Raw genomic sequence first — 19,928 nt, 5'->3', positions numbered from 1 at the left:
CGCTCTGTATGCGGCCGCCGGCGGCGGGGCCGCAGGATTTCTCTTGCTGACATCCGCGTTGCACCGCGGATCGGTGACCACGACAGTGGCCGCGATGGTTGTCGGCGAAACGATCGCGCCGGCCATCGTCGGCGTGGTGTGGCTGGGTGACACCGCTCGCGACGGCCTCGGCTGGTTGGTTGTCGCAGGATTTGTCGTCGCGGTTGGTGGCACACTTGTGCTGGCCCGGTTCGGCGAGGCGCCCGCCGAACCGTCCTAGGCTGTGACGAAACATCAAGCGCGCCAGGATAACTGGGTTAGCCGATCCCGCACTCGGCGTCATAGCCGAGGAACCCGAGCGTCACGCGGGGCTGCCGCATGGGCGCTCGGATGTAAAAACACTGTCAATCTCCCGTAAATACGCTTCGCCCCCATCGCGGTCGCGCGGTCAGGCTGGGAAGATCGAGTCATGCCCACCCGTGAGACCTGCCTCCGCCAGGAGTTGCGCGACTGCGCGCTCGAGTTACGGCAACTGGCCTACACGGTGCCCCACGGAGTTGGCGAACACGCCCTGCTTCAACTGTCGGACCGCATGCGGGCCGCCGCCGACGCCGTGATCCGCAAGGGCGCCTAGCCGTTCACGCGAAGTGTGCGCCCAGGGCGGCGATCGCGAACTCTCCGCCTGGGCGCACTCCACAAGCCGGCACCGCCGGCGGCGAGCGATCAGCCGCCCTTCAGACGAATCTTCCAGCGCACGAAGCCCAGATACAGAACGCTGAGCAACACCAGCATGCCCATGTCGAACGACCACGCGCCAAGCGAGTGACGCCAATGCGAGTCGTGCGGCACCGACGGTACCGCTTCCTCGAGCGTCAATAGGTCGACGGTGGAGGCCGACGTCGCGAAACCCCATCTCGCCGGTGTGGCCCAAGACATCTGGTCAAGGCCCAGCCGCCCGGTGACCGGGATCATGCCGCCGGAGAACACCAGCTGCGACATCACCGCCACCACGAGCAGGGGCATGATCTGCTCGTTAGATCTGGCGATGGATGACAAGACCAACCCGAGCATCGCCGAGGCGACGGTGGTCATCGCGATGTCAACGAACAGCTCCACATCGGGATTGCCCAATGCCACCGCGCCCTGAGTCGGGCCGCCCTTGCCGAGGATCGTGATCACGGTGACGATTCCGGACTGAATGACCGCGAACACCGTGTACACGCACACCTTCGCCAAGAGGTAGGCCGACGTGGACAAGCCGACGGCTTGTTCGCGAAGGAAGATCGCGCGCTCGCCGATCAGATCGCGGATCGTTAGCGCCGTCCCCATGAAAACGGCACCGACGTTGAGCAGCACCAGGATCTGCCCGGGCTCGGTCGGCGCGGCGCCCATCGGGTTCGGCTTGCCGAAGCCGACATCACCGGGGACCGACATCGATAGCGAACCCATGATGAACGGCAGCAGCGCCAGGAAGATGAAGTAACCGCGGTCGGAGACGATCAGCCGCACCTGCCTGCGCGCGATGGTGGAGAACTGGCGGAACAGGCTGGTGTGCGAGGGATCGCCCAGCTCGGCGGGCTTCTCGGCGGGCGGCGGCGGCGGGGGCGGCCCGGTACGCGCCAGGTAACGCGCCTTGGCGCCGTCGGGGTCGTTGGCGACCGTGCTGAAGATGTCGGCCCAGTTCGTCGTGCCCATGGCCGGGCCGATTTGGCCGGGCGGCCCGCAGAACGCGGTCTTGCCGCCGGGGGCCAGAAGCAAAACCTGGTCGCAGACGTCCAGATATGTCAGCGAGTGGGTGACCACGAGCACCACACGTCCCGCGTCGGCCAACTGCCGCAGCATGGTCATGACCTGCCGGTCCAGCGCGGGGTCCAGACCGGAGGTCGGCTCATCGAGGATCAGCAGCGACGGCCCGGTCAGCAGCTCCAGCGCCACCGAAGCGCGCTTGCGCTGACCGCCGGACAGCTTGTCGACCCGAGTGTGCAGATGCTGGCTCATCTCGAGTTCCTCGAGCACCCGGGCCACCACCTGGGCGCGGTCGGCCTTCGTGGTGTCGGGCGGCAGGCGCAATTCGGCGGCATACATCAACGCCTGCTGCACCGTTAGCTGCCCGTGCACCACATCATCCTGCGGAACCATCCCGATCCTGCTGCGCAGCGAGGCGTATTCGGCGTGGATGTTGTGGCCCTCGAAGGAAACCGTCCCGGTCGTCGGGTGCGTGTAGCCGGCCACCAAGCGGGCGAACGTCGACTTCCCCGCGCCCGAGGGACCGATGACCGCGGTCAGCGTGCCCGGCTGAGCGCCCAGCGAGATGTCGTCCAGCAGCGTCTTGTTGTTCTCGATCGTCCAGGACACCCCGCGCACGTCGAGGCCGCCTGTGCGCGTCGCGGTGGCGGTCTCGTCGCGGCGCGCCAGCGTGCCGCCGGCGAACACGAGGTCGATGTTGCCGATCGTCACGACGTCGCCGTCGTGCAACAGGGCCGATTCGACCCGGGCACCGTTGACGAAAGTGCCGTTGATGCTGCGGTTGTCCCGGATCTCGGTCCCGTTCGGAGTCGGGACCAGGGTTGCGTGGTGGCGCGATGCGAGCACCTCGGGGATGACGATGTCGTTGTCGTTGGCGCGCCCGATTTTGATCGCGCCCGGCATCGACTCAAGGGCGGTTCGCCCCGGCCGCAGGATCTTCATCATCGACGTCGCGATGTTGGTGGCATCGCCGACGCGGGCGGTCTCGGGTGCGGCCTCGGCCGCGGGCGGCACCTTCATCGGTTGTGCGCGGTAGATCTTCGGCGCCTGCTGCGCCCCGGTGGGCGTGTATTGCGGGTGCGGACCGGGCGGGTGCGGTCCGCTGGGCGGATGGCTTACCTGCGGCCCGCTCGGTGAATAGCCGGGCTGTGGACCCGTTGGCGGATGCGAGGGTTGACGAAATGAGGCCGAGGACGGCTGCTGCGCAGGCTGAGTGGGCCGGGGAGCGCCGAACTGCTGCGGCTGACCGGGTGGCGCCTGTGCGCTTGGTCCGCCCGGCGGGTCGAAGATCGGTATCGACGCCGTCAGCGGAGGCCGGCCGGCGGAGCCCTGGTGACGACCGACCTCGAAGGTCAGTGCCGGACCGTCCGGGTTGCCGATGTTGACCCGCATCCCGTCCTGGATGTCGACGGCCGGCACCCTGCGGCTGTGGACATAAAGCCCGTTGAGGCTGCCGTTGTCGATAGCGACCCATCGGCCCTGATCGAATCGCACGATGAGGTGTGTCCGGGAGATCAGCGGGTGTGCAACGCGGACGTCGGCGCGGAGATCGCGCCCGATGGCTACGTCGTTGCCTGCCGCGAAGGTGCGCTCAGATCCCTCGTACCGGACGGTCAACACAGGCGGAGCTGCTGGGGTCACGAGGACCAACTGTATCGGGAGCGGCGCCGATTGCAGGCGAAGTCGTCAATGCAGTTCACCGCCGAGAGTCCAGCGCGCGGGCGAAACGGGGTTATCCCGCCGCCGCGGTGACGTCGCCTCGCAAACTGTCAGCTCGCGCGGTGACTTCTTTGACGAAATCACCGATGTACCGAATGGCCCGACGGCCTTCCGGCAAGAAATCCGCGGCCAGTGGGAAATCGTGAATTTGCCCGCGCCATAGATGAAGATCGCAACGAACGCCGCTGATTTCCAGCCTTTTAGCCATGAGCTCGGCGTCGGGCAGCAGCAATTCATCGGTGCTCGCATGAATCGTCACCGGCGGCAAAGCCGACAAATCGGCATCCACGGGCGAGTCGATTTCGCGCGCCGTACTCCCGTGACCCTGCGGCAGCCGCGCCTGTCGAAGATATCGGGTGAACATCTTCAATGCCCCGCGGGTGAACATGGAGCACTTACGCGCATTCGGGTGCTTCAGTTTTCGGGTCGGGTCGGCGTCGGTGAAGGGCGACACCGTCGCGATTCCCGCCGGATTCACGAGACGAGCGCGGATGGCGGCAAGCGTGGTCATGAACGCGAGATACCCCCGGCGGAGTCGCCGGCCACGACGATTTGCGCACCCCGATAACCGCGATCTTGCAGCCAGCGAAGCCCGGACATGCCGTCTTCGATCGCGTCGGCGATCTCGTGCGTGGGCAGCTTCCGGTAACCGACAGTCAGCACGCCGGCGCCCGCCGCCTTCGAGAGTCGAACCACCAACGAGCGATGGGTATTGAGGCCACAGGTGAGAAATGCGCCGCCGTGCAGGTAAAGGATCGCCCGGTCGGAAGAAACGCCGGGCGCACGGACCCACTCGGCGGCACAATTTTCAAGCTGGATCGGTTCGATCACCGCAGCCGAGCCGAAGTAAGGCACCAGGCTCGCCAATCCGTCCACGTGTTCCAGCGGCCAGTGCAGATTCGGCTGGATGGCCCATGCCCGCACCGTATTTTTTACGAGTAGTCGACTCGCGAGGGAGACTGCAAACGACTGCGGGCTATGGCGATGATGAATTCGCCGGTTCATCGCCTGGCTCGGCAAAACGCGATATGGACCCTGCTCCGTAATCATTTGCAGTTTGCCTCCCGTCGGTGGACGTCGGGATACCCGCTTGGGTCGGCGGAAAACGAACGGAAAATGCATGGCAAATGTTGGCATCATCACGGTTTAGACGGGCGCCGCAGCGGGTAAAGAGGGCGCGCGCTGCCGAGCTGCCTCGATGGCCCACGATATGGGCATGACCGACGAGACAATGCAGGCTGGCGAGCTGCTGGCGGACCGGGTCGCCGTGGTGACCGGCGGTGGCGCCGGTATCGGCGCGGCAACCGCGCGACTGTTCGCGCACCATGGAGCGCGGGTGGTCATCGCCGACGTCGACGCCGACTCGGCGCACCAGGTCGCCGAGGAGATCCGGATGGCCGATCGCTCAGCCATGGCGGTTGTCACCGATGTCCGCGAACCGGGACAGGTTTCCGCGTTGGCGCGAACGGTGCTTGATCGTCACGGCCGGGTGGACGTCCTGGTAAACAACGTCGGCCATTGGCTGCGGCACCCGGGCGACTTCGTCGACACCGACCCTCACTGCTGGGAGGACCTCTACCGCATCAACCTGCACCACGTCTTCCTCGTCACCCGCGCGTTGCTACCGGCGATGATCGCTCGGCGCGCAGGCGCGATCGTCAACGTCTCATCGGTCGAAGGGCTGCGCGGGTACCCGGAGGACCCGGTCTACGCGGCGTTCAAAGCCGCCGTCATCCACTTCACCCGCAGCCTCGCGGTGCAGGTGGGCCGCGACGGCATACGGGTCAATGGGATCGGGCCCGACGTCACGGAATCGGTGCAGGTGCCGTACTCGCGCTGGCTCTCCGCCGAGGAGCAGACGCGGTGGCCGCAGTGGGTTCCGGTGGGACGGATGGGGGTGCCCGAGGACCAGGCCCGCGTGATCCTCTTCCTGGCCTCGGACCTGTCGGCATTTGTCACCGGCCATACCATTCCGACCGACGGCGGCACCGCGGCTGCGGGCGGCTGGTTCCGCTCGTCCCGCCGGCCCGACCGGGCCTGGACGAACCGACCGATCGCACCGTGACGACCGTGCTGTGCACCGCTCGACGCGCCGCGATTGGCGGCCAACGAAATCCAGGCGGTGCCGCAATTGTGACCGCACACGCATCGTCAGTCCTCTTGATTTCCATCATGTTTGACACGGATCAGGCGGCACCAGCTCAGGAGGCGCGGTTCGCAGCGCCGATCGGAATCCTCCCGAAACGGTTCGGCGGCATGCCGACGTTCCTGCCCGGCCTGCAGGGCAGCATCGTCTCGCCGCCGCACCTGGGCGTCAACGTGGTATTCCGTGGGTCAGTCTGGCCGCCGCGATGAGCACCGGGGATTCTGCTCGGGTTCACCGGCATTCGCGCGCGTCGATCAGCTTCCGGGAACTGACAGGGTGGCCTGCTGCTCGGTCAGCAGACCCTGTTGCTCGGCTTGTTGAGCTTGCTGCAGATCCAGTTGCTCTTGCTCTTCGGCCTGCTGTTCGGCCTGCTGCACTTGCTGCTGGGCCAGCTGTTGCTGAAGTTGGGCCTCGTCGTCGCCATCGGCTAACAGTCGCATCGGTGCAGCGGTGAGTAATAGCACCAGCACCGCGACGGCCGCGACACCGGCGAAAACCGTTTGGACGAACCGGATTCCTCGACGACGAGGGTCTGTCGCTGTTGCCATCCCGCAACCTTGCGCCCGGGTGCTAGCCGCGGGCTGGGTCCTTCTTATCGATCCGCTGTGAGGTCACACGTATTGGGCCACGCCGTTGCCGAACGACCAATTCTCCTTCGCCACCTCGGTCAGCACGATCAGCACGTCCTGGGGCCGAACCTTGGCTTGTGCGCTCAGTCGTTCGACGACGGTGGCGTAGAACCGCTGCTTCAGTTCGACGCTGCGCCCGGCGTTCAGGGTGATGTCGACGATGAAAGCGTCCCCGGACCGGTCGATGCCGAGGTATGCTGGATCCATCCGCAGCGATTCGGCGTCGTGGGCGGTGATGATCTGAAATTTGTCACCGTCGGGAACGTTGAGCACGTCGGCCATTGCCTGGTAAACGATGTCCCCGATGAGGCTGCGCCGCTCCGGCTCGATCGTGCGCGGCAGGTCAATTCTGACGAGAGGCATTGTGGCAGTTGGTCGTCAGCCGACCGTCACCGGTATCCCGTTGAGGGCCCCGTTGCCCGACGGTTCGTCGATGAACGTCGGTGGCGAAAGCACGTTGGTGTTCACGCCCGGTGACCCGTTGGCGACCGACATGCGGGTGCCAGGCTTGCCGTGCCCCCAGCCGTGAGGCATCGACACCACACCAGGCTTGATGGCGTCGGTGATCTCGACGGGCACTGTGATCTCGCCGGCCGCCGATTTCACCGTGACGACCTCCTTGTCGTCGACGCCGAAGCGGGTTGCGTCGTCGGGATGAATCAGCAGCGTGCATCGGTCCTTGCCCTTCATCAGCGCGGGCACGTTATGCAGCCACGTGTTGTTGGACCGCAGGTGCCGGCGGCTCACCAAAACCAGCGGCTCTGCGGGGCGTTCCAGCCGCGCGGCCAGTCGCGGCAGGTCGTCGAGCAGGTACTGCGGGGCGAGCCGGATCTTCTTGTCGGGCGTTCCGAGGATGCCCGGGAGTTGCGGCACCATCGGCCCGAAGTCGATCCCGTTCGGATTGGCCTTGAGCAACTCCAACGTGAGCCCGCCGGGGTTTTCGCCGTACCGGTCCCCGAACGGCCCGGTCCGCAACGTGAGGTCGAGGATCCGCTCCGGACCGCCGTTCTCGTAGAGCTTGCGGATCGCCGCCCCGTCGAGTCCGCGGGTGAACGCCAGGTAGTCGAAGAAACCATCGTCGATTGCCGCGACGTCCACATCCTCGGCCGGCGTGCCGGTGCACAGTCCGGCGAGCCGGATCAGGATCTCCCACTCGTGTGGCCGGTCGCCCGGGTCGAACACCGCCGACGAGTAGTTCGCGATGCTGTGGATCGCGAACAGCAAGATGAGATCGTCGTGATGGGGCTGCTCGAGCGGGGAAAGCCCGGGCAGGATCACATCGGCGTGCCGCGTCGTCTCGTTGAGCCATAAGTCGATGGAGATCATCGCGTCCAGCAGCGGCAGCGCCTCGTCGAGCTTGTGTCCGCCAGGGGTGGACAACACCGGATTGCCGGCAACGGTGATCAGCGCCTTGATCTGCCCGTCACCCGGTGTGGCGATCTCTTCGGCCAGACACGACACCGGCGCCTGACCGAGCACCTCCTTCGCCCCACGAACCCGCGTGTGCCAGCGGCCGAATGTCGGGGCCCCACCCTCCAGGCCCGGCAGCGGCTGCGACGTGATCGACCAGGCCGCCGGCTTTGGAAACATCGCGCCACCGGGGGTGTCGAAATGCCCGGTCAAAATGTTGATCACGTCGACCAGCCAGCTGGCCAGGCTGCCAAACTCCTGATTGCACAACCCGATTCGGCCGTATACCACCGACCTTTCGGCGCCGGCCAGCTCGCGGGCCAGCCCGCGGATGCGGTCCGCGTCGATGCCGGTGACGGGACTGACCCGGCCCGGCGGCCAGTCCGCGGCAACCCGGCGCATCGTCTCGACACCGTCGACGTGGGGTCCGGGATCGACGAGGTCCTCGTCGAAGAGCGTGTGCGCGACCGCCAGCAGCAGCGCGGCGTCGGTGCCCGGGACGATCGGCAACCACTCGTCGGCGCGGGCGGCGGTTCCGGTGCGCACCGGGTCGATCACGATCACCTTGCCCCGCTTGCGAATCCCGTCGATCAGGCCCATCACGTTCGGCGCGGCCAAGAGCGAGCCCTGCGACGCCGCGGGATTGGCGCCCATGATCACCAGTAGGTCGGTGCGTTCGATGTCGGGGATCGGGAAGTTCCACCAGAGTCCGTACATCAGATGCGACGAAAGATTTTTCGGCCACTGGTCGACCGTTCCCGGTGAATACGTCACCGGCATCCCGGACATCCCCAGCAGCACACCCGCGTAGCGGGCCAGCGAGAACGAGTGCGCCAGCGGATTGCCGGTGTAGGCAGTGACCGCACCGATCCCGTGCTTCTGGATCACCGGCGTCAACAATTCGGTGCAGCGACGAAACGCAGCGTCCCAGCTGACCTCCCGCCAGCGCCCGTCCACCTTGATCATCGGGTGGCGGATCCGGTCCGGGTCGGCGTGCAGCGCGGCGAGCGCCACGCCTTTCGGGCAGATGTGCCCGCGGCTCCAGACGTCGTCGCGGTTGCCGCGGATGCTGGTGACTTTCCCGTTTTTGGGGCCGCCTTGGACATGAATCTCCAAGCCGCACATGGCTTCACACAGTGGGCAGGTACGCAGGTGCCTGCCATCTTCGCCGGATTCCACGCCCTCACTTTATTCCGCTACCGTGAGTAGCGGAAGTGGGCAAACCATGGGTCAGGATGCCCAGGGCCCGATGCCGCCGATCTTGTCGATGTGGATGCGGGTGAGGAATCCGGGTGGCGCGTCCTCCGGCGGGAACGTCATCGCGGGATCCCCCAGGACGGGATTGAGCTGCTTGAGGAGCTCGGGGGCCCCGCCTTCGACGATGCGCGCGGTTCCGTCGACCCAGAGGTAGGGCCGCATCCCTGTGCTCGAGGCGCCGACCGACACGATCGTGACCGCAACGCGTGGGTCCCTCCGCATGTTGCGGACCTTCTTGTACTCGGCCAGGTGCGCGCTGACGAGTTCGTCCCCGTCGGGAGTCGACTGCAAGGCGACCCAGACCACGCTGACCTGGGGGCTGCCGTCCGGGTTGAGGGTGACCAGGGTGGCGTCGGCACCCCGTCCGATGAATTCGCGCGCAGCCTCGTTGAGCTTCATGCGTTGTTCTACGGTCGCGGATGGCGAATCATTCCCGGGGACCGCAACCACTGATACGACGACCCAGCGTCCAGGGCTGACTGCACCGACCGTCGCAGCGGTTACACGTTGGGTGGCGATGCCAACGCGTGGCAGGGTGACATACGTGGCCAATACTTCCGATACCACAGCGGGGCACGACCTGCGTGAGATCGACACGCCGAAGGGCGCTTTGCGCTATTACGACTGCGGCCCGGATTCGGGCCCGGTGGTGCTGTTTCTGCACGGCTCCGGCCCGGGGGTGACGGGCTGGCGCAACTTCCGCGGCGTGCTGCCCGCGTTCGCCGAGCACTACCGCTGCCTGATCCTGGAGTTTCCCGGATTCGGTGTCAGCCCCGACGTCGACGGTCACCCCATGGTCACCGCGCATGGCGCCGTCACGCAGTTTCTGGACGCGCTCGGTATCGCAAAGGTCCATATCGTCGGCAACTCGATGGGCGGTGGCGTCGGCATCAGCTTCGCGATCCGCAATCCGGACCGAATAGGCCGGCTGGTGACGATCGGCGGAATCGGCACGAACATCTTCAGCGCCAGCCCAAGCGAGGGCATCCGGCTGCTGCAGGAGTTCGTCGAGGACCCGACACGGCAGCGGCTCGTTGACTGGCTCAAGTCGATGGTCTACGACCAGGCCCTGGTCACCGACCAACTGATCGACGAGCGCTGGCAGCTGGCCACCGATCCGGAGACGTTGGCCGCCGCGCGCCGGATGTACGGCAAGGCGGCGTTCGCCGCGATGACGGCGGCGATGGAGGCCTCCGACCGGCCGATGCCATGGGCGGTCATGCACAAGCTGGCGGCGCCGACCCTATTGACCTGGGGACGCGACGACAGGGTGAGTCCGCCCGACATGGCGCTGATCCCGATGCGCACCATCCCCAATGCGGAGCTTCACATATTCCCCAACTCGGGGCACTGGGCCATGATCGAGGCCAAGGAGGCGTTCGAAGGTACGGTATTGGCGTTCCTGTCGCGCGAGGCGTCGGCATGAGCGAGCGCGTGATCGACCGGGTGATGGCCATGGCCGACCGGTTGCGCGGTCAGGCCGCCGAGGCCGAGAGGATCGGCCGGCTCACGGATGAGACCGTGAAGCTGATGAAAGGCGCCGGACTGATCCGGCTGTTGCAGCCCAAGGCTTACCAAGGATTCGAAGTCCACCCCCGCGAGTGGGCCGAGACGGCGATGGCCACAGCGGCACTGGATCCCGCCGCCGGCTGGATCGTCGGTGTGGTCGGCGTGCATCCCTACCAGTTGGCCTATGCCGATCCGAGGGTGCCCGCCGAGGTCTGGGCGGACGACATCAACACGTGGATGGCATCTCCGTACGCGCCGCAGGGCGTTGCCAGGCCGGTCGACGGAGAAACCGGAGGCTACATCTTCAACGGGCGCTGGCAGTTCAGCTCCGGCACCGACCACTGCGACTGGATCATCCTGGGAGCAATGCTCGGCGACGCCGAGAGCAAACCGGTGATGCCTCCCCGAATGCTGCACATGATATTGCCGCGCGCGGACTACACGATTGTCGAGGACTCGTGGAATGTGGTGGGGCTGCGCGGAACCGGGTCGAAGGATGTCATCGTCGAGGACGCGTTCGTTCCGGCCTACCGAACCATGGACGCGACGAAGGTGATGGACGGCACCGCCCAGCGTGCGGCGGGCATGACGGAGCCGCTGTACCTGATGCCGTGGTCGACGATGTTCCCGCTGGGCATTTCCGCCGCGACCATCGGCATCGCCGAGGGCGCGCTGGCCGCGCACCTCGACTACCAGCGCGGGCGCGTGGGTGCCACCGGAACCGCGATCAGGGACGACCCCTACGTCATGCACGCGATCGGCGAGGCGGCGGCTGACATCAACGCCGCCCGCCAGGAGCTGCTGGCCAATGTCGACCGCATCTACGACATGGTGGCCGCCGGCAAAGAGGTCTCGTTCGCCGACCGCGCGGCGGGGCGCCGCACCCAGGTCCGCGCCGTGTGGCGGGCGGTGTCGGCGGTCGACGAGATCTTCGCCCGCTCGGGCGGCAACGCCGCCCGGATGGACAAGCCGCTGCAGCGGTACTGGCGGGACGTACACGTCGGCCACCTGCACGCCATCCACGTCCCGGGCACCGTCTACCACGCCTCGGCGTTGAGCTCACTGGGCATCGATCCGCCCCAGGGCCCGCTGCGTGCGCTGATCTAGCCGGCCTTCACATACTGGGCCGGCCCAGCGGAGGACGAAACCTGTTGGCCCGGTGCGCGGCTCACTCGCTGAGCGTGCGCCCCTGCGCATCAGGCACCTTGCCGGTGATGATCATGATTCCGTCGATCAGCGGCCACACGGCACCGAGTCCGCACGTCAGCCAGGTAACCACAATTTGCAGGATGCCGATGGTGGTGTAGCCGAGGTAGAAACGGCCAACTCCGAAGCTCCCCAAGAGAATTTGGAGCAATCCCGCCGTGAGCTTGCTCTTGTCTGACAGGGGCCGCCCGTAGGCATCCAACCCATACGGCGCAGCGCCGTACGGTGCCACCGCCGGATACCCGCCCTGCGGCTGCTGCGACGGATTTCCACCGGGCGGGGCGACGTCGGTGCGCCATTGCCGGCCATCCCAGTACTGCTGACCGGGCCTGCCGCTCGGGTCCGGGTACCAACCGGCCGACGGTTGTTCACTCATGTTGCCTCACTTTCAAAATTATGTGGGTTTCGGCTATGTCCAGGGAATCCCAGTGCCGCAGTGGACGCGCTCGCCCATCATTGCACGGCGACCAAATCTGTCCCGGATTGCGCTAACCGGTTCTGCCCAAACACTCCACGATGGTGCGGCGAGCAGCCCGCGGGTGTCACGCTCACCTGAATTGAAACCCGCGCGTGCGGACCCACAGCAGGGCGGCAACCGTTCCGCCCACCCAGACAGCCACTGCGATGGCGAGATGCACGAAGCTCTTGGTGTCACGCCCGAACACCGGCCAGATCATCGCGGGCACCTGTGTCCACAACACGCGGTGCTCGACCCCGTTCATCGGGTCGGCGACGTAGTACAGCCCGTAAGGCAGGGTCAGGGCCAGAATCCAGCCGGCCGTGCGGCGACGGTCGTAGCGCTGGCGCCATCGCCTGATCAACGGCTCGACGGTGACCGGGTGCAGCACCGAGAACACATTGCCCACCCCGACCCAGGACACGATGGGAACCGCGACGGTGGGGATCGTAATGCCAAGGCGTGCAGGCGTTTCCAGCCACAGCGTCAGCAGCATCGCCGCCACCAAGGTCGGCAATCCGACGATCGCGAGCAGGGCCAGGTTTTTGATCAGCAGTATCCGGCCGAAGGGCACGCCATCGGATAAGGCCTGCAGTACCCGGTAGTGGTCGGCACCGAAGACATTGGTGGTGGTGACGTCGGCAAGGACCCACGAGGAGAAGTAGGTCCCGACCAAAACCACCCAGTCAGTGCGGTGTGGGCCGACAGCGAGAGGCTGCACCAGCAACCACGCCGCGGCGAGGATCACGTTGACCACCACACCCATCAGCCACGTGTGCGGCGGCGTGAACGCCCAGCGGATCTCAGCGCCGACGGCGGGCCACAGCCCTTGCTGAAAGTCCTTGGCTGCGCGACGTGCCGCGGCGGGACGGGGAGCCGATGCCCGCACCGCGGCGCGCAGGGCGGCGTGCACGCGTGGTCGCATCCTCTGCTGCAACTGCACCACGCTTATCTCCTCAGAAGGCTTTCTCCACCACAGCGGTTATTCGCTCGATCGCCGGACGCCCTAGGTCGACGCCGATGTTGGCGGGATCAAGCGTCGGTGCAATTCGGCTGTGAGCACGTGGATCTCGCGGGTCAGTTCGGTGTTGGTCTTCAACTCCAGTTCCTGCGTCTGAAAGTCGTGGTCCGCCTTCGCCTGCTGGAAAGCCGCCTGACGGTTCTGGCCGATCATCACGAAGGTCGATAGGAAGATCGCCTCGAGTGACACCGCCAAGGTCAACGTCGGCCAGGGGCTTTTCTCCAGGAGCAACATCCACACCGTGAACAGGGCCGCATGAATCCAGACGAAGTTCATCGACCCCGCGAACGCCGTTATCCGGTCGGCCAGTCGCAGTTGCCAATCATTGCGCCGCCTCTTGGCCTCGTCCACGACCACCGGATGGTGGGTGCGCCCACTTCGCAGCAGCCGGGCCGGAATCAATTGCGTGCTGTGCCGATGGCTTTCCGTCGGTGTCGTCATGCTGAGCCGTTCCTTTCGGTGCCATGGCGATGAGCGGGTTCGCGCACATTCGGACCGCCGGCTAATGCTACTGATTGAGCGCGGGACTGGACGCCCGATCCGACGCCGAAGGCAGGGCGTGGCGCTCGAACGTGCTACAGTGCGCCGCACGCCGATTGGACACCCGCCGATTGGACACATGCCGATTGACATAGTGGCAAGCCGCAGGCGCGTCGTGGTCGCCGGACTCGGCGATGTGGGGGTGCTGACCGCGATCCGCCTGGCCCGGCACGCCGACGTCGTCGGAATCTCGGTCAAGCCCGCGCTGGTGAGCGGCCAAGAGCTCGGCGTCCGGCTCGCCCGCCCCGGCGACTGGGCCCGCGACTACTGGATTCCGTTCGACAAGTTCTGCGGGTTGGACCGGGTACGGACGATTCAGGCCACCTTGACGGGGGTGGACCTCGCCGCCCGAACCATCTCGGGTCGCGGCGAAGACGGCGCACCGGTGACCGAAAGGTACGACGCGCTGGTCATCTCGACGGGGGTCGCCAACGGGTTCTGGCGCCAGCCGACGCTGCAGTCGGCCGACCAGATCGGCGCCGGGCTCCGCGCCGCTCACGACCGGTTGGCCTCCGCCGACTCGGTGATCATCGTGGGCGGTGGCGCCGCCGCGGTCACCAGCGCCGTCAACCTGGCAACCACGTGGCCGGAGAAGCGCATCGACCTCTACTTCCCCAGCGAGCGCGCGCTGCGCGAGTATCACCCGGAGATTTGGCGACGCGTCCGCGGCAGGCTGATCGACTTGGGGGTGGGCCTGCACCCGGGCCACCGTGCGGTTCTGTCGAACGGCTTCGCTGGCGAAGACATCACCACCGAACCGGTTCGGTGGAGCACCGGACAGCCGCAGGCTTCCGCCGCTGCCGTGCTTTGGGCGATCGGGCGGGTGCGGCCGAACACCGATTGGCTGCCCCCGGCGATCCTCGACGAATACGGGTTTGTTCGCGTGACGCCGGAACTGCGAGTACCCGGTCAGCCGGGTGTTTTCGCGGTCGGCGACGTTGCCGCGACCGACCCCCTTCGCAGTTCCGCGCGTAATCGCGGGGACGTGCTGGTGGCCCACAACATCAGGGCCGAGTTCGCGGGTCGACGGTTGCGCACCTTCCGCGCCCCCGGCAGGCGGTGGGGTTCGCTGGTGGGGATCCAGCCCAACGGGCTGGAGGTCTTCTTGCCCACCGGTCACGCGTTCCGCTTGCCGTCATGGTCGGTCGATCGGGTAGTGATGCCCTGCATAGTCCGGCGGGGCATGTATCGCGGAGTTCGCGAAAACCGGCCGTTCGGCTGACGTGCGCCGGCGGTGGTCAACCGATCCTCATCGACTGTGCGCCTGTGACGCCGATTTACCGCCGCCAACGGCGCTTGCGTCGCGGATGGGTGCCCCGGCCCGTCGGCTCCAGCAGCGCCGCGGCCATCGGACAGCGCGCGCTGTTGCCGGTGCACAAGAACAGCACCGCCCGGTAGGTTGGACGCCCGGCGCGCATGACGGGAGTACGCGGTGCCCAACAGGATGAACGAGGACCTTCGTCGCAGCCTGGGCGTGTTCGATGCGGTGGTGATCGGGCTGGGATCGATGATCGGCGCGGGAATTTTCGCGGCACTCGGTCCCGCTGCGCGTGCGGCCGGGTCGGGGCTGCTGCTCGGCCTGGCGTTGGCCGCCTTGGTGGCCTACTGCAATGCGACCTCGTCCGCGCGATTGGCCGCGCGCTATCCCGCCTCCGGCGGCACCTACGTGTACGGCCGAGAGCGCCTGGGTGATTTCTGGGGATACCTCGCCGGATGGGGGTTCGTCGTCGGCAAGACCGCCTCGTGCGCGGCGATGGCCCTGACCGTAGGCGCGTACGCATGGCCGTCACAAGCCCACGCGGTGGCCGTCGCGGCGGTGGTGGCGCTCACGGCGGTGAACTATGCCGGGGTGCAGAAGTCGGCGTGGTTGACGCGCGTGATCGTCGCGGTGGTGTTGACCGTGCTGGCCGCGGTAGTCGTCGCCGTCTTCGCGTCCGGGACTGCCGACGTTGGACGACTGCATCTGGGCCACGCGACCGTCGGGGGTGTCATTCAAGCCGCGGGGCTGCTGTTCTTCGCATTCGCCGGCTATGCGCGCATCGCCACCCTGGGAGAGGAGGTGCGCAACCCGGCAAGGACCATCCCACGGGCCATCCCGCTGGCGCTCGGTGTCGCCCTGGCCGTCTACGCGCTGGTGGCCGTGGCCGCCTTGGCCGCGTTGGGCGCACAGCGTCTGGCCGAGGCCACGGCGCCGCTGTCGGACGCGGTGCGGGCGACGGGCATCGGTTGGCTCGAGCCCGTCGTCCGCGTGGGCGCGGTGGTGGCGGCGTTGGGCTCCTTGTTGGCATTGATCCTCGGCGTCTCGCGCACCACGCTGGCAATGGCTCGCGACCGGCATCTGCCCCACGGGTTAGCAGCCGTGCATCCGCGGTTCCGGGTGCCTCATCGCGCGGAGTTGGTGATCGGTGTGGTCGTCGCGGTCTTGTCGGCCACGGCCGACCTGCGTGGCGCGGTCGGCTTTTCGTCCTTCGCGGTGCTGATCTACTACGCCATTGCCAACGCCTCGGCTTTCACCCTCGGCCGCGACGAGGGGCGCCCGCACTGGCTGATCCCGGTGATCGGACTCGTCGGATGCCTGACGTTGGCCGTCGCGATGCCGTTTTCGTCGGTGCTGTCCGGGGTGGCAGTGCTGAGCGTCGGCGTCGCCGCGTACGCAGTTCGGCGCGTCATGCGTCGAAAGGCGGTTCCGGGACGCATTGATCGGGAAAGCTGAGAGGGTGGCCGAGCGGGGAACCGAAGCGTTCGAAGAGCTGGTGGCGTTGCTGAACTATCCGATGTTCGTGGTGACCACGTCGGTCGGCGACCTCTCAGCTGGCTGCCTGGTGGGCTTCGCGAGTCAGACCAGCATTCATCCGCCGCGCTTCCTGGTCGGTCTGTCCAGGAAGAACCACACGTTCCGGGTGGCCGCCGAAGCCACCCACCTGGCCGTCCATCTGTTCGCCAAAGAGCACCTCGAGGTGGTGGAATTGTTCGGCAGCCAGACGGGCGACGAGATCGATAAATTCGGCCGCTGTGCCTGGCACCGCGGTCCGGCGCAAATGCCCATCCTCGACGACGCGGCAGGCTGGTTCGTCGGCAAGATCCTCGATCGTTTCCCGCTTGGCGACCACGTCGGGCAGCTGTTGGAACCGGTCGATGGCGATCCGCCGCGCGAATCAGAGGGCTGGGTGTCGTTCGGCGACGTCCGCCACCTCGAACCGGGACACGAGGCCTGAGCCGGAGTCAGTTTCGCGGGTAACCGTGGCGGACGGTGCGGTCGAGAATTCCGAGAGTCGCCCGCAGTGCGCCCTCCGACACCACGGGGAAGATCCCGGCCTCCCGCCATTTGGCGTCGATGTCCGACCAGTCGTAAAAGGAGGTGACCACGGTGGCGGCGCCTTCGTCGGTCGGCTCGAGCCGGTAGCCGTAGACGTGGCCGATCTGCGGGCGAATCTGACCGAGGACGGTCCACGAGATGAGCCGATCCGGTTCGAACTCCTTGATGTTGACGGTGATGTCGTATTTGCCAAGTTGCGGAAAGTCGTTGAGGGACTGCCGATCCATGTGCACCACGAAGCTGTCCCCGACGCCGCGCACCGGATCGCCCTCGGCGTCCTGAAGCATCCCCGTGGAGTCGATCGCGACGTGGCCGTGCGGGTCGCACAGCAGCGCGAAAATTTCGGGCGCCGGCGCCGGGATCGTGCGACGGGTCTCGATGCGGTCCGTCATGAATCCTCACCACCGGCGGCGATAGCGGCTAATTACTTTGCCGGATACTTTACGACGCTTCCGGACGCGCTCGCCATGCACCGCGTGAAACTGATTCCTATGATTGAGTGTCTTGACGGAAAGTGTCAGCGAATTGCCTGCGCGACATGATCTTCAAGCACAGTCGAGCAGTTTTTCGCCGGGCAGGCACAGGAGGATCATCGGCCACGTGACCGATTCAAACCACGAGGACGAATACCGCAATCTGGCGGTGAACCGGCTACGGCCCAGCGAACTTGAGTGGGCTCTGAACCACGATGCCGTACACGGGATCGCGTACGCCTTCCGACACCCCGTCGCCGTTGCCGACGCGATTGATGATCCGCAAGACGATCGGAAGACCTACCTGATCAGGGTCAGACGCGACGATTTGGCCAGTGCGCTAGGCAAGATCAACGACTGGATCGGGAAGAATCCCGGACCCGCTGGCATGCAGGCTTACGGCTTCGTCAGGGCCCTGTCGCGGGAGGGACTCAGCGAACACAAAACCGGCGAGGACTAGCGCCCGCCGGTGACTGCCCATGACCCGGGGTGGGCATGGTCGGCATTCTCGCTATTCAATGTGCCCCGCGGTTGCCGAAACCATTAGCCTTATGCTGGCACGCCACCGCGTGCTCCTGTCCGGCGCAGGCAATGTCGGGGCGCGAAGGCGCTTCCACTCGGTTTGCGGCAGGGCTGGCGGCTGAGGAGTCGGCGATGGGTGACACGAGCGCGGATTCGCGGGAGGGTACGCAGTTCGGGCCGTATCGGCTGCGGCGGTTGGTAGGCCGCGGCGGAATGGGCGACGTCTACGAGGCCGAGGACACGGTGCGGGAACGGATCGTGGCGCTGAAGCTGATGTCGCAAACGCTCTCAAACGACCCGGTTTTCCGCTCCCGCATGCAGCGCGAGGCCCGCACGGCCGGACGCCTGCAGGAACCGCACGTGGTTCCGATTCACGACTTCGGCGAGATCGACGGGCAGCTCTATGTGGACATGCGCCTGATCGACGGCAAGGACCTGGCCGGCATGCTGAGCCGCTATGGGCCGCTGTCCCCGCCCCGAGCGGTGGCGATCGTGCGCCAGATCGGCTCGGCGCTCGATGCCGCCCACGCCGCCGGCGTCTTGCACCGCGACGTGAAACCGGAGAACATCCTGATCACGCCCGACGACTTCGCCTACCTCGTCGATTTCGGCATCGCGAGCGCAACTTCGGACGAAAAGCTGACGCAGTTCGGCACGACCGTCGGCACCGTGAAGTACATGGCCCCGGAACGGTTCAGCGAAACCGACGTCGGCCATCGGGCCGATATCTACGCGCTGGCGTGCGTGCTGTACGAGTGCCTGACCGGATCCCCGCCGTACTCGGGCGACACGTTGAGCGTGATGGGCGCGCATCTCAACCAGGCAATTCCGCGGCCCAGCGTCGCGCGGCCCAGCATCCCGGTCGCCTTCGACGCCGTCATCGCCCGCGGCATGGCGAAGGACTCGGCAGCCCGCTACCCCACCTGCGGCGATATGTCGGCGGCCGCCTATGCCGCCCTGGCGACACCCGACCAGGATCGAGCCACCGACATTTTGCAGCGCAGTCAGGTGGCCAAGCTGCCGCCTGCCTTCGCCGGGCCGCCGCCCGGGGGGTTCACGCCCGTGCACCCGCCCGCGATGGCCAACCACGCGCCGCCATCAGGGCCGGTGTGGCCCGCGACATCGCCGCACGGCTCGTCGGCCGCTCCGGGTGGGCCGGCTCCGCCGCCGACCGGCTGGCCCGGCGCTCCGAGTTGGGGCACGGGAGATGCGAGTATGGCCGGGGCGCCGCCCTGGGGCCAGCCGCCGCGCGCCAAAGGCAACCGCTGGTTGTGGGTGGGCGCCGCCGCTGCCGTGGTGGCCGCCGTCGTGGGTGTCGTTGCCATCGTCGCCGCCCATCCGTGGGACTCGTCGTCCCCGTCCTCCACCACGACATCCGCGCCACCGCCGCCGGATGCGGTGGGGCTGCGGGTGCTGGATGACGGCGTATACGTCGGGAGCTCTGCGGCGCCGACGACCATCGACATTTTCAACGAACCCATCTGCCCGCCCTGCGGCAGCTTCATCAGGTCGAACGCCGCGGACATCGACTCCGCGGTGAACAACAAGAAGCTTGCGGTGCGCTACCACCTGCTCAACTTTCTCGACGACAAGTCGCACAGCAAGAACTACTCGACTCGCGCGGTGGCGGCCACCTATTGCGTTGCTGCACAGGATGATCCGAAGCTCTACACCAGCTTCTACGCCGGCCTGTTCGGCAGCACCTTTCAGCCGGCCGAGAACGCCCCGGAAGATCGCGCCGACGGCGAGCTGGCGCAGCTCGCCAAAACCGTCGGCGCCGACGCCGGCGTCCTTGATTGCATCAAGTCGGGAGAGGACGTCGGCACCGCCAAGGCGAAGGCCGCGGCGGCCGCGACGACGCTGGCCGGATTCAACGCCAGCGGCACGCCGTTCGTGTGGGACGGCAACCGGGCCATCAACTATCAGGATCCGACCTGGCTCACGAAGCTGGTCGGGTGATCGGCGGTCAGGGCGCGGCGAAGAAGGTGCCGTGGTCGC

Annotated in this window: 20 protein-coding genes and 2 pseudogenes; 11 read left to right on the top strand and 11 right to left on the bottom strand. The window is 66.8% G+C overall.

Annotation, left to right across the window (positions count from 1 at the left end; genetic code table 11):
• Both JO059_RS06425 and JO059_RS06420 read left to right on the top strand, forming a co-directional pair.
• A pseudogene (locus tag JO059_RS06425) lies at positions 1-259 on the top strand (hypothetical protein); the annotation flags it as partial.
• 189 nt (positions 260-448) lie between these two features.
• A complete protein-coding gene (locus JO059_RS06420) occupies positions 449-613 on the top strand; it encodes a hypothetical protein (protein ID WP_293315258.1) in 165 nt (54 codons plus the stop codon).
• 89 nt (positions 614-702) lie between these two features.
• On the opposite strand, the gene JO059_RS06415 is transcribed toward JO059_RS06420, so the two are convergent.
• Together JO059_RS06415 and JO059_RS06410 are read right to left on the bottom strand one after the other, a co-directional pair.
• A complete protein-coding gene (locus JO059_RS06415; protein WP_293315257.1) occupies positions 703-3,375 on the bottom strand; it encodes an FHA domain-containing protein in 2,673 nt (890 codons plus the stop codon).
• Between the two features lie 82 nt (positions 3,376-3,457).
• Positions 3,458-4,449 (bottom strand): annotated as a pseudogene (locus JO059_RS06410) (alpha/beta hydrolase).
• A 211-nt stretch (positions 4,450-4,660) separates the two neighbouring features.
• Here JO059_RS06410 and JO059_RS06405 point away from each other — a divergent pair.
• Both JO059_RS06405 and JO059_RS06400 read left to right on the top strand, forming a co-directional pair.
• Entirely contained in the window at positions 4,661-5,509 is an 849-nt protein-coding gene (locus JO059_RS06405) for an SDR family NAD(P)-dependent oxidoreductase (RefSeq protein ID WP_293315256.1), read from the top strand.
• 107 nt (positions 5,510-5,616) lie between these two features.
• Complete coding sequence (locus JO059_RS06400; protein WP_293315255.1) at positions 5,617-5,799, top strand: hypothetical protein; 183 nt, start codon at positions 5,617-5,619, stop codon at positions 5,797-5,799.
• Between the two features lie 45 nt (positions 5,800-5,844).
• On the opposite strand, the gene JO059_RS06395 is transcribed toward JO059_RS06400, so the two are convergent.
• From JO059_RS06395 to JO059_RS06380, 4 genes are all read right to left on the bottom strand, one after another.
• On the bottom strand, positions 5,845-6,138 hold the full coding sequence (locus JO059_RS06395; RefSeq protein ID WP_293315254.1) for a hypothetical protein: 294 nt from the start codon (positions 6,136-6,138) through the stop codon (positions 5,845-5,847).
• Positions 6,139-6,201: 63 nt separating this feature from the next.
• The gene (locus JO059_RS06390) at positions 6,202-6,582 is read right to left on the bottom strand and encodes a tautomerase family protein (protein WP_293315253.1); all 381 of its coding nucleotides are present in this window, start codon (positions 6,580-6,582) and stop codon (positions 6,202-6,204) included.
• Positions 6,583-6,597: 15 nt separating this feature from the next.
• On the bottom strand, positions 6,598-8,808 hold the full coding sequence (locus JO059_RS06385; protein ID WP_293315252.1) for a molybdopterin-dependent oxidoreductase: 2,211 nt from the start codon (positions 8,806-8,808) through the stop codon (positions 6,598-6,600).
• A 51-nt stretch (positions 8,809-8,859) separates the two neighbouring features.
• Positions 8,860-9,285 (bottom strand): PPOX class F420-dependent oxidoreductase, encoded by a 426-nt coding sequence (locus JO059_RS06380; protein ID WP_293315251.1) that lies wholly within the window; start codon positions 9,283-9,285, stop codon positions 8,860-8,862.
• A gap of 145 nt (positions 9,286-9,430) precedes the next feature.
• On the opposite strand from JO059_RS06380, the gene JO059_RS06375 reads away from it, so the two are divergent.
• On the top strand, positions 9,431-10,312 hold the full coding sequence (locus JO059_RS06375; protein ID WP_293315250.1) for an alpha/beta fold hydrolase: 882 nt from the start codon (positions 9,431-9,433) through the stop codon (positions 10,310-10,312).
• On the top strand, positions 10,309-11,502 hold the full coding sequence (locus JO059_RS06370; RefSeq protein WP_293315249.1) for an acyl-CoA dehydrogenase family protein: 1,194 nt from the start codon (positions 10,309-10,311) through the stop codon (positions 11,500-11,502). Before JO059_RS06375 ends, JO059_RS06370 begins: the two co-directional genes overlap by 4 nt.
• A gap of 61 nt (positions 11,503-11,563) precedes the next feature.
• Here JO059_RS06370 and JO059_RS06365 read toward each other — a convergent pair whose 3' ends face one another.
• The 3 genes from JO059_RS06365 to JO059_RS06355 all read right to left on the bottom strand — a co-directional run bounded on the left by JO059_RS06365 (position 11,564) and on the right by JO059_RS06355 (position 13,520).
• On the bottom strand, positions 11,564-11,977 hold the full coding sequence (locus JO059_RS06365) for an NINE protein (protein WP_293315248.1): 414 nt from the start codon (positions 11,975-11,977) through the stop codon (positions 11,564-11,566).
• A 172-nt stretch (positions 11,978-12,149) separates the two neighbouring features.
• Positions 12,150-12,983 carry a hypothetical protein gene (locus tag JO059_RS06360; RefSeq protein WP_293315263.1) on the bottom strand — a complete coding sequence of 278 codons (834 nt, stop codon included), beginning with the start codon at positions 12,981-12,983 and terminating at the stop codon, positions 12,150-12,152.
• 81 nt (positions 12,984-13,064) lie between these two features.
• Positions 13,065-13,520 carry a DUF1003 domain-containing protein gene (locus JO059_RS06355; RefSeq protein WP_293315247.1) on the bottom strand — a complete coding sequence of 152 codons (456 nt, stop codon included), beginning with the start codon at positions 13,518-13,520 and terminating at the stop codon, positions 13,065-13,067.
• A 178-nt stretch (positions 13,521-13,698) separates the two neighbouring features.
• Between JO059_RS06355 and JO059_RS06350 the strand changes: the two genes are divergently transcribed.
• Entirely contained in the window at positions 13,699-14,841 is a 1,143-nt protein-coding gene (locus JO059_RS06350; protein WP_293315246.1) for an FAD-dependent oxidoreductase, read from the top strand.
• Positions 14,842-14,896: 55 nt separating this feature from the next.
• Here JO059_RS06350 and JO059_RS06345 read toward each other — a convergent pair whose 3' ends face one another.
• Positions 14,897-15,037 (bottom strand): hypothetical protein, encoded by a 141-nt coding sequence (locus tag JO059_RS06345; RefSeq protein WP_293315245.1) that lies wholly within the window; start codon positions 15,035-15,037, stop codon positions 14,897-14,899.
• Positions 15,038-15,063: 26 nt separating this feature from the next.
• On the opposite strand from JO059_RS06345, the gene JO059_RS06340 reads away from it, so the two are divergent.
• Together JO059_RS06340 and JO059_RS06335 are read left to right on the top strand one after the other, a co-directional pair.
• A complete protein-coding gene (locus JO059_RS06340; RefSeq protein ID WP_293315262.1) occupies positions 15,064-16,332 on the top strand; it encodes an APC family permease in 1,269 nt (422 codons plus the stop codon).
• Positions 16,333-16,336: 4 nt separating this feature from the next.
• Positions 16,337-16,834, top strand: coding sequence for a flavin reductase family protein (locus JO059_RS06335; RefSeq protein ID WP_293315244.1), 498 nt, complete (start codon positions 16,337-16,339; stop codon positions 16,832-16,834).
• Between the two features lie 7 nt (positions 16,835-16,841).
• Here JO059_RS06335 and JO059_RS06330 read toward each other — a convergent pair whose 3' ends face one another.
• Positions 16,842-17,327, bottom strand: a complete 486-nt coding sequence (locus tag JO059_RS06330; protein ID WP_293315243.1) for an SRPBCC family protein — start codon at positions 17,325-17,327, stop codon at positions 16,842-16,844.
• Between the two features lie 208 nt (positions 17,328-17,535).
• On the opposite strand from JO059_RS06330, the gene JO059_RS06325 reads away from it, so the two are divergent.
• Both JO059_RS06325 and JO059_RS06320 read left to right on the top strand, forming a co-directional pair.
• Positions 17,536-17,868: a hypothetical protein gene (locus JO059_RS06325; RefSeq protein ID WP_366516159.1), complete on the top strand. Its 333-nt coding sequence runs from the start codon at positions 17,536-17,538 to the stop codon at positions 17,866-17,868.
• 194 nt (positions 17,869-18,062) lie between these two features.
• Positions 18,063-19,889, top strand: coding sequence for a serine/threonine protein kinase PknE (locus tag JO059_RS06320; protein WP_293315241.1), 1,827 nt, complete (start codon positions 18,063-18,065; stop codon positions 19,887-19,889).
• The last annotated feature ends 39 nt before the right edge of the window (positions 19,890-19,928 follow it).

It is taken from the genome of Mycobacterium sp. (assembly GCF_019247615.1).
Classification (GTDB): domain Bacteria; phylum Actinomycetota; class Actinomycetes; order Mycobacteriales; family Mycobacteriaceae; genus Mycobacterium.
Note: the sequence above shows the minus strand (reverse complement) of the source record. Positions and strands in the feature narration are given on the sequence as shown.

Excerpts from the sequence above, each read along its gene's own strand:
- JO059_RS06380 (WP_293315251.1), bottom strand. The coding sequence starts at position 9,285 with ATGAAGCTCAACGAGGCTGCGCGCGAATTCATCGGACGGGGTGCCGAC.
- JO059_RS06330 (WP_293315243.1), bottom strand. The coding sequence starts at position 17,327 with ATGACGGACCGCATCGAGACCCGTCGCACGATCCCGGCGCCGGCGCCC.
- JO059_RS06365 (WP_293315248.1), bottom strand. The coding sequence starts at position 11,977 with ATGAGTGAACAACCGTCGGCCGGTTGGTACCCGGACCCGAGCGGCAGG.
- JO059_RS06350 (WP_293315246.1), top strand. The coding sequence starts at position 13,699 with ATGCCGATTGACATAGTGGCAAGCCGCAGGCGCGTCGTGGTCGCCGGA.
- JO059_RS06400 (WP_293315255.1), top strand. The coding sequence starts at position 5,617 with ATGTTTGACACGGATCAGGCGGCACCAGCTCAGGAGGCGCGGTTCGCA.
- JO059_RS06345 (WP_293315245.1), bottom strand. The coding sequence starts at position 15,037 with ATGCGCGCCGGGCGTCCAACCTACCGGGCGGTGCTGTTCTTGTGCACC.
- JO059_RS06390 (WP_293315253.1), bottom strand. The coding sequence starts at position 6,582 with ATGCCTCTCGTCAGAATTGACCTGCCGCGCACGATCGAGCCGGAGCGG.
- JO059_RS06320 (WP_293315241.1), top strand. The coding sequence starts at position 18,063 with ATGGGTGACACGAGCGCGGATTCGCGGGAGGGTACGCAGTTCGGGCCG.
- JO059_RS06360 (WP_293315263.1), bottom strand. The coding sequence starts at position 12,983 with ATGCGACCACGCGTGCACGCCGCCCTGCGCGCCGCGGTGCGGGCATCG.
- JO059_RS06395 (WP_293315254.1), bottom strand. The coding sequence starts at position 6,138 with ATGGCAACAGCGACAGACCCTCGTCGTCGAGGAATCCGGTTCGTCCAA.
- JO059_RS06340 (WP_293315262.1), top strand. The coding sequence starts at position 15,064 with ATGAACGAGGACCTTCGTCGCAGCCTGGGCGTGTTCGATGCGGTGGTG.
- JO059_RS06370 (WP_293315249.1), top strand. The coding sequence starts at position 10,309 with ATGAGCGAGCGCGTGATCGACCGGGTGATGGCCATGGCCGACCGGTTG.
- JO059_RS06355 (WP_293315247.1), bottom strand. The coding sequence starts at position 13,520 with ATGACGACACCGACGGAAAGCCATCGGCACAGCACGCAATTGATTCCG.
- JO059_RS06420 (WP_293315258.1), top strand. The coding sequence starts at position 449 with ATGCCCACCCGTGAGACCTGCCTCCGCCAGGAGTTGCGCGACTGCGCG.
- JO059_RS06405 (WP_293315256.1), top strand. The coding sequence starts at position 4,661 with ATGACCGACGAGACAATGCAGGCTGGCGAGCTGCTGGCGGACCGGGTC.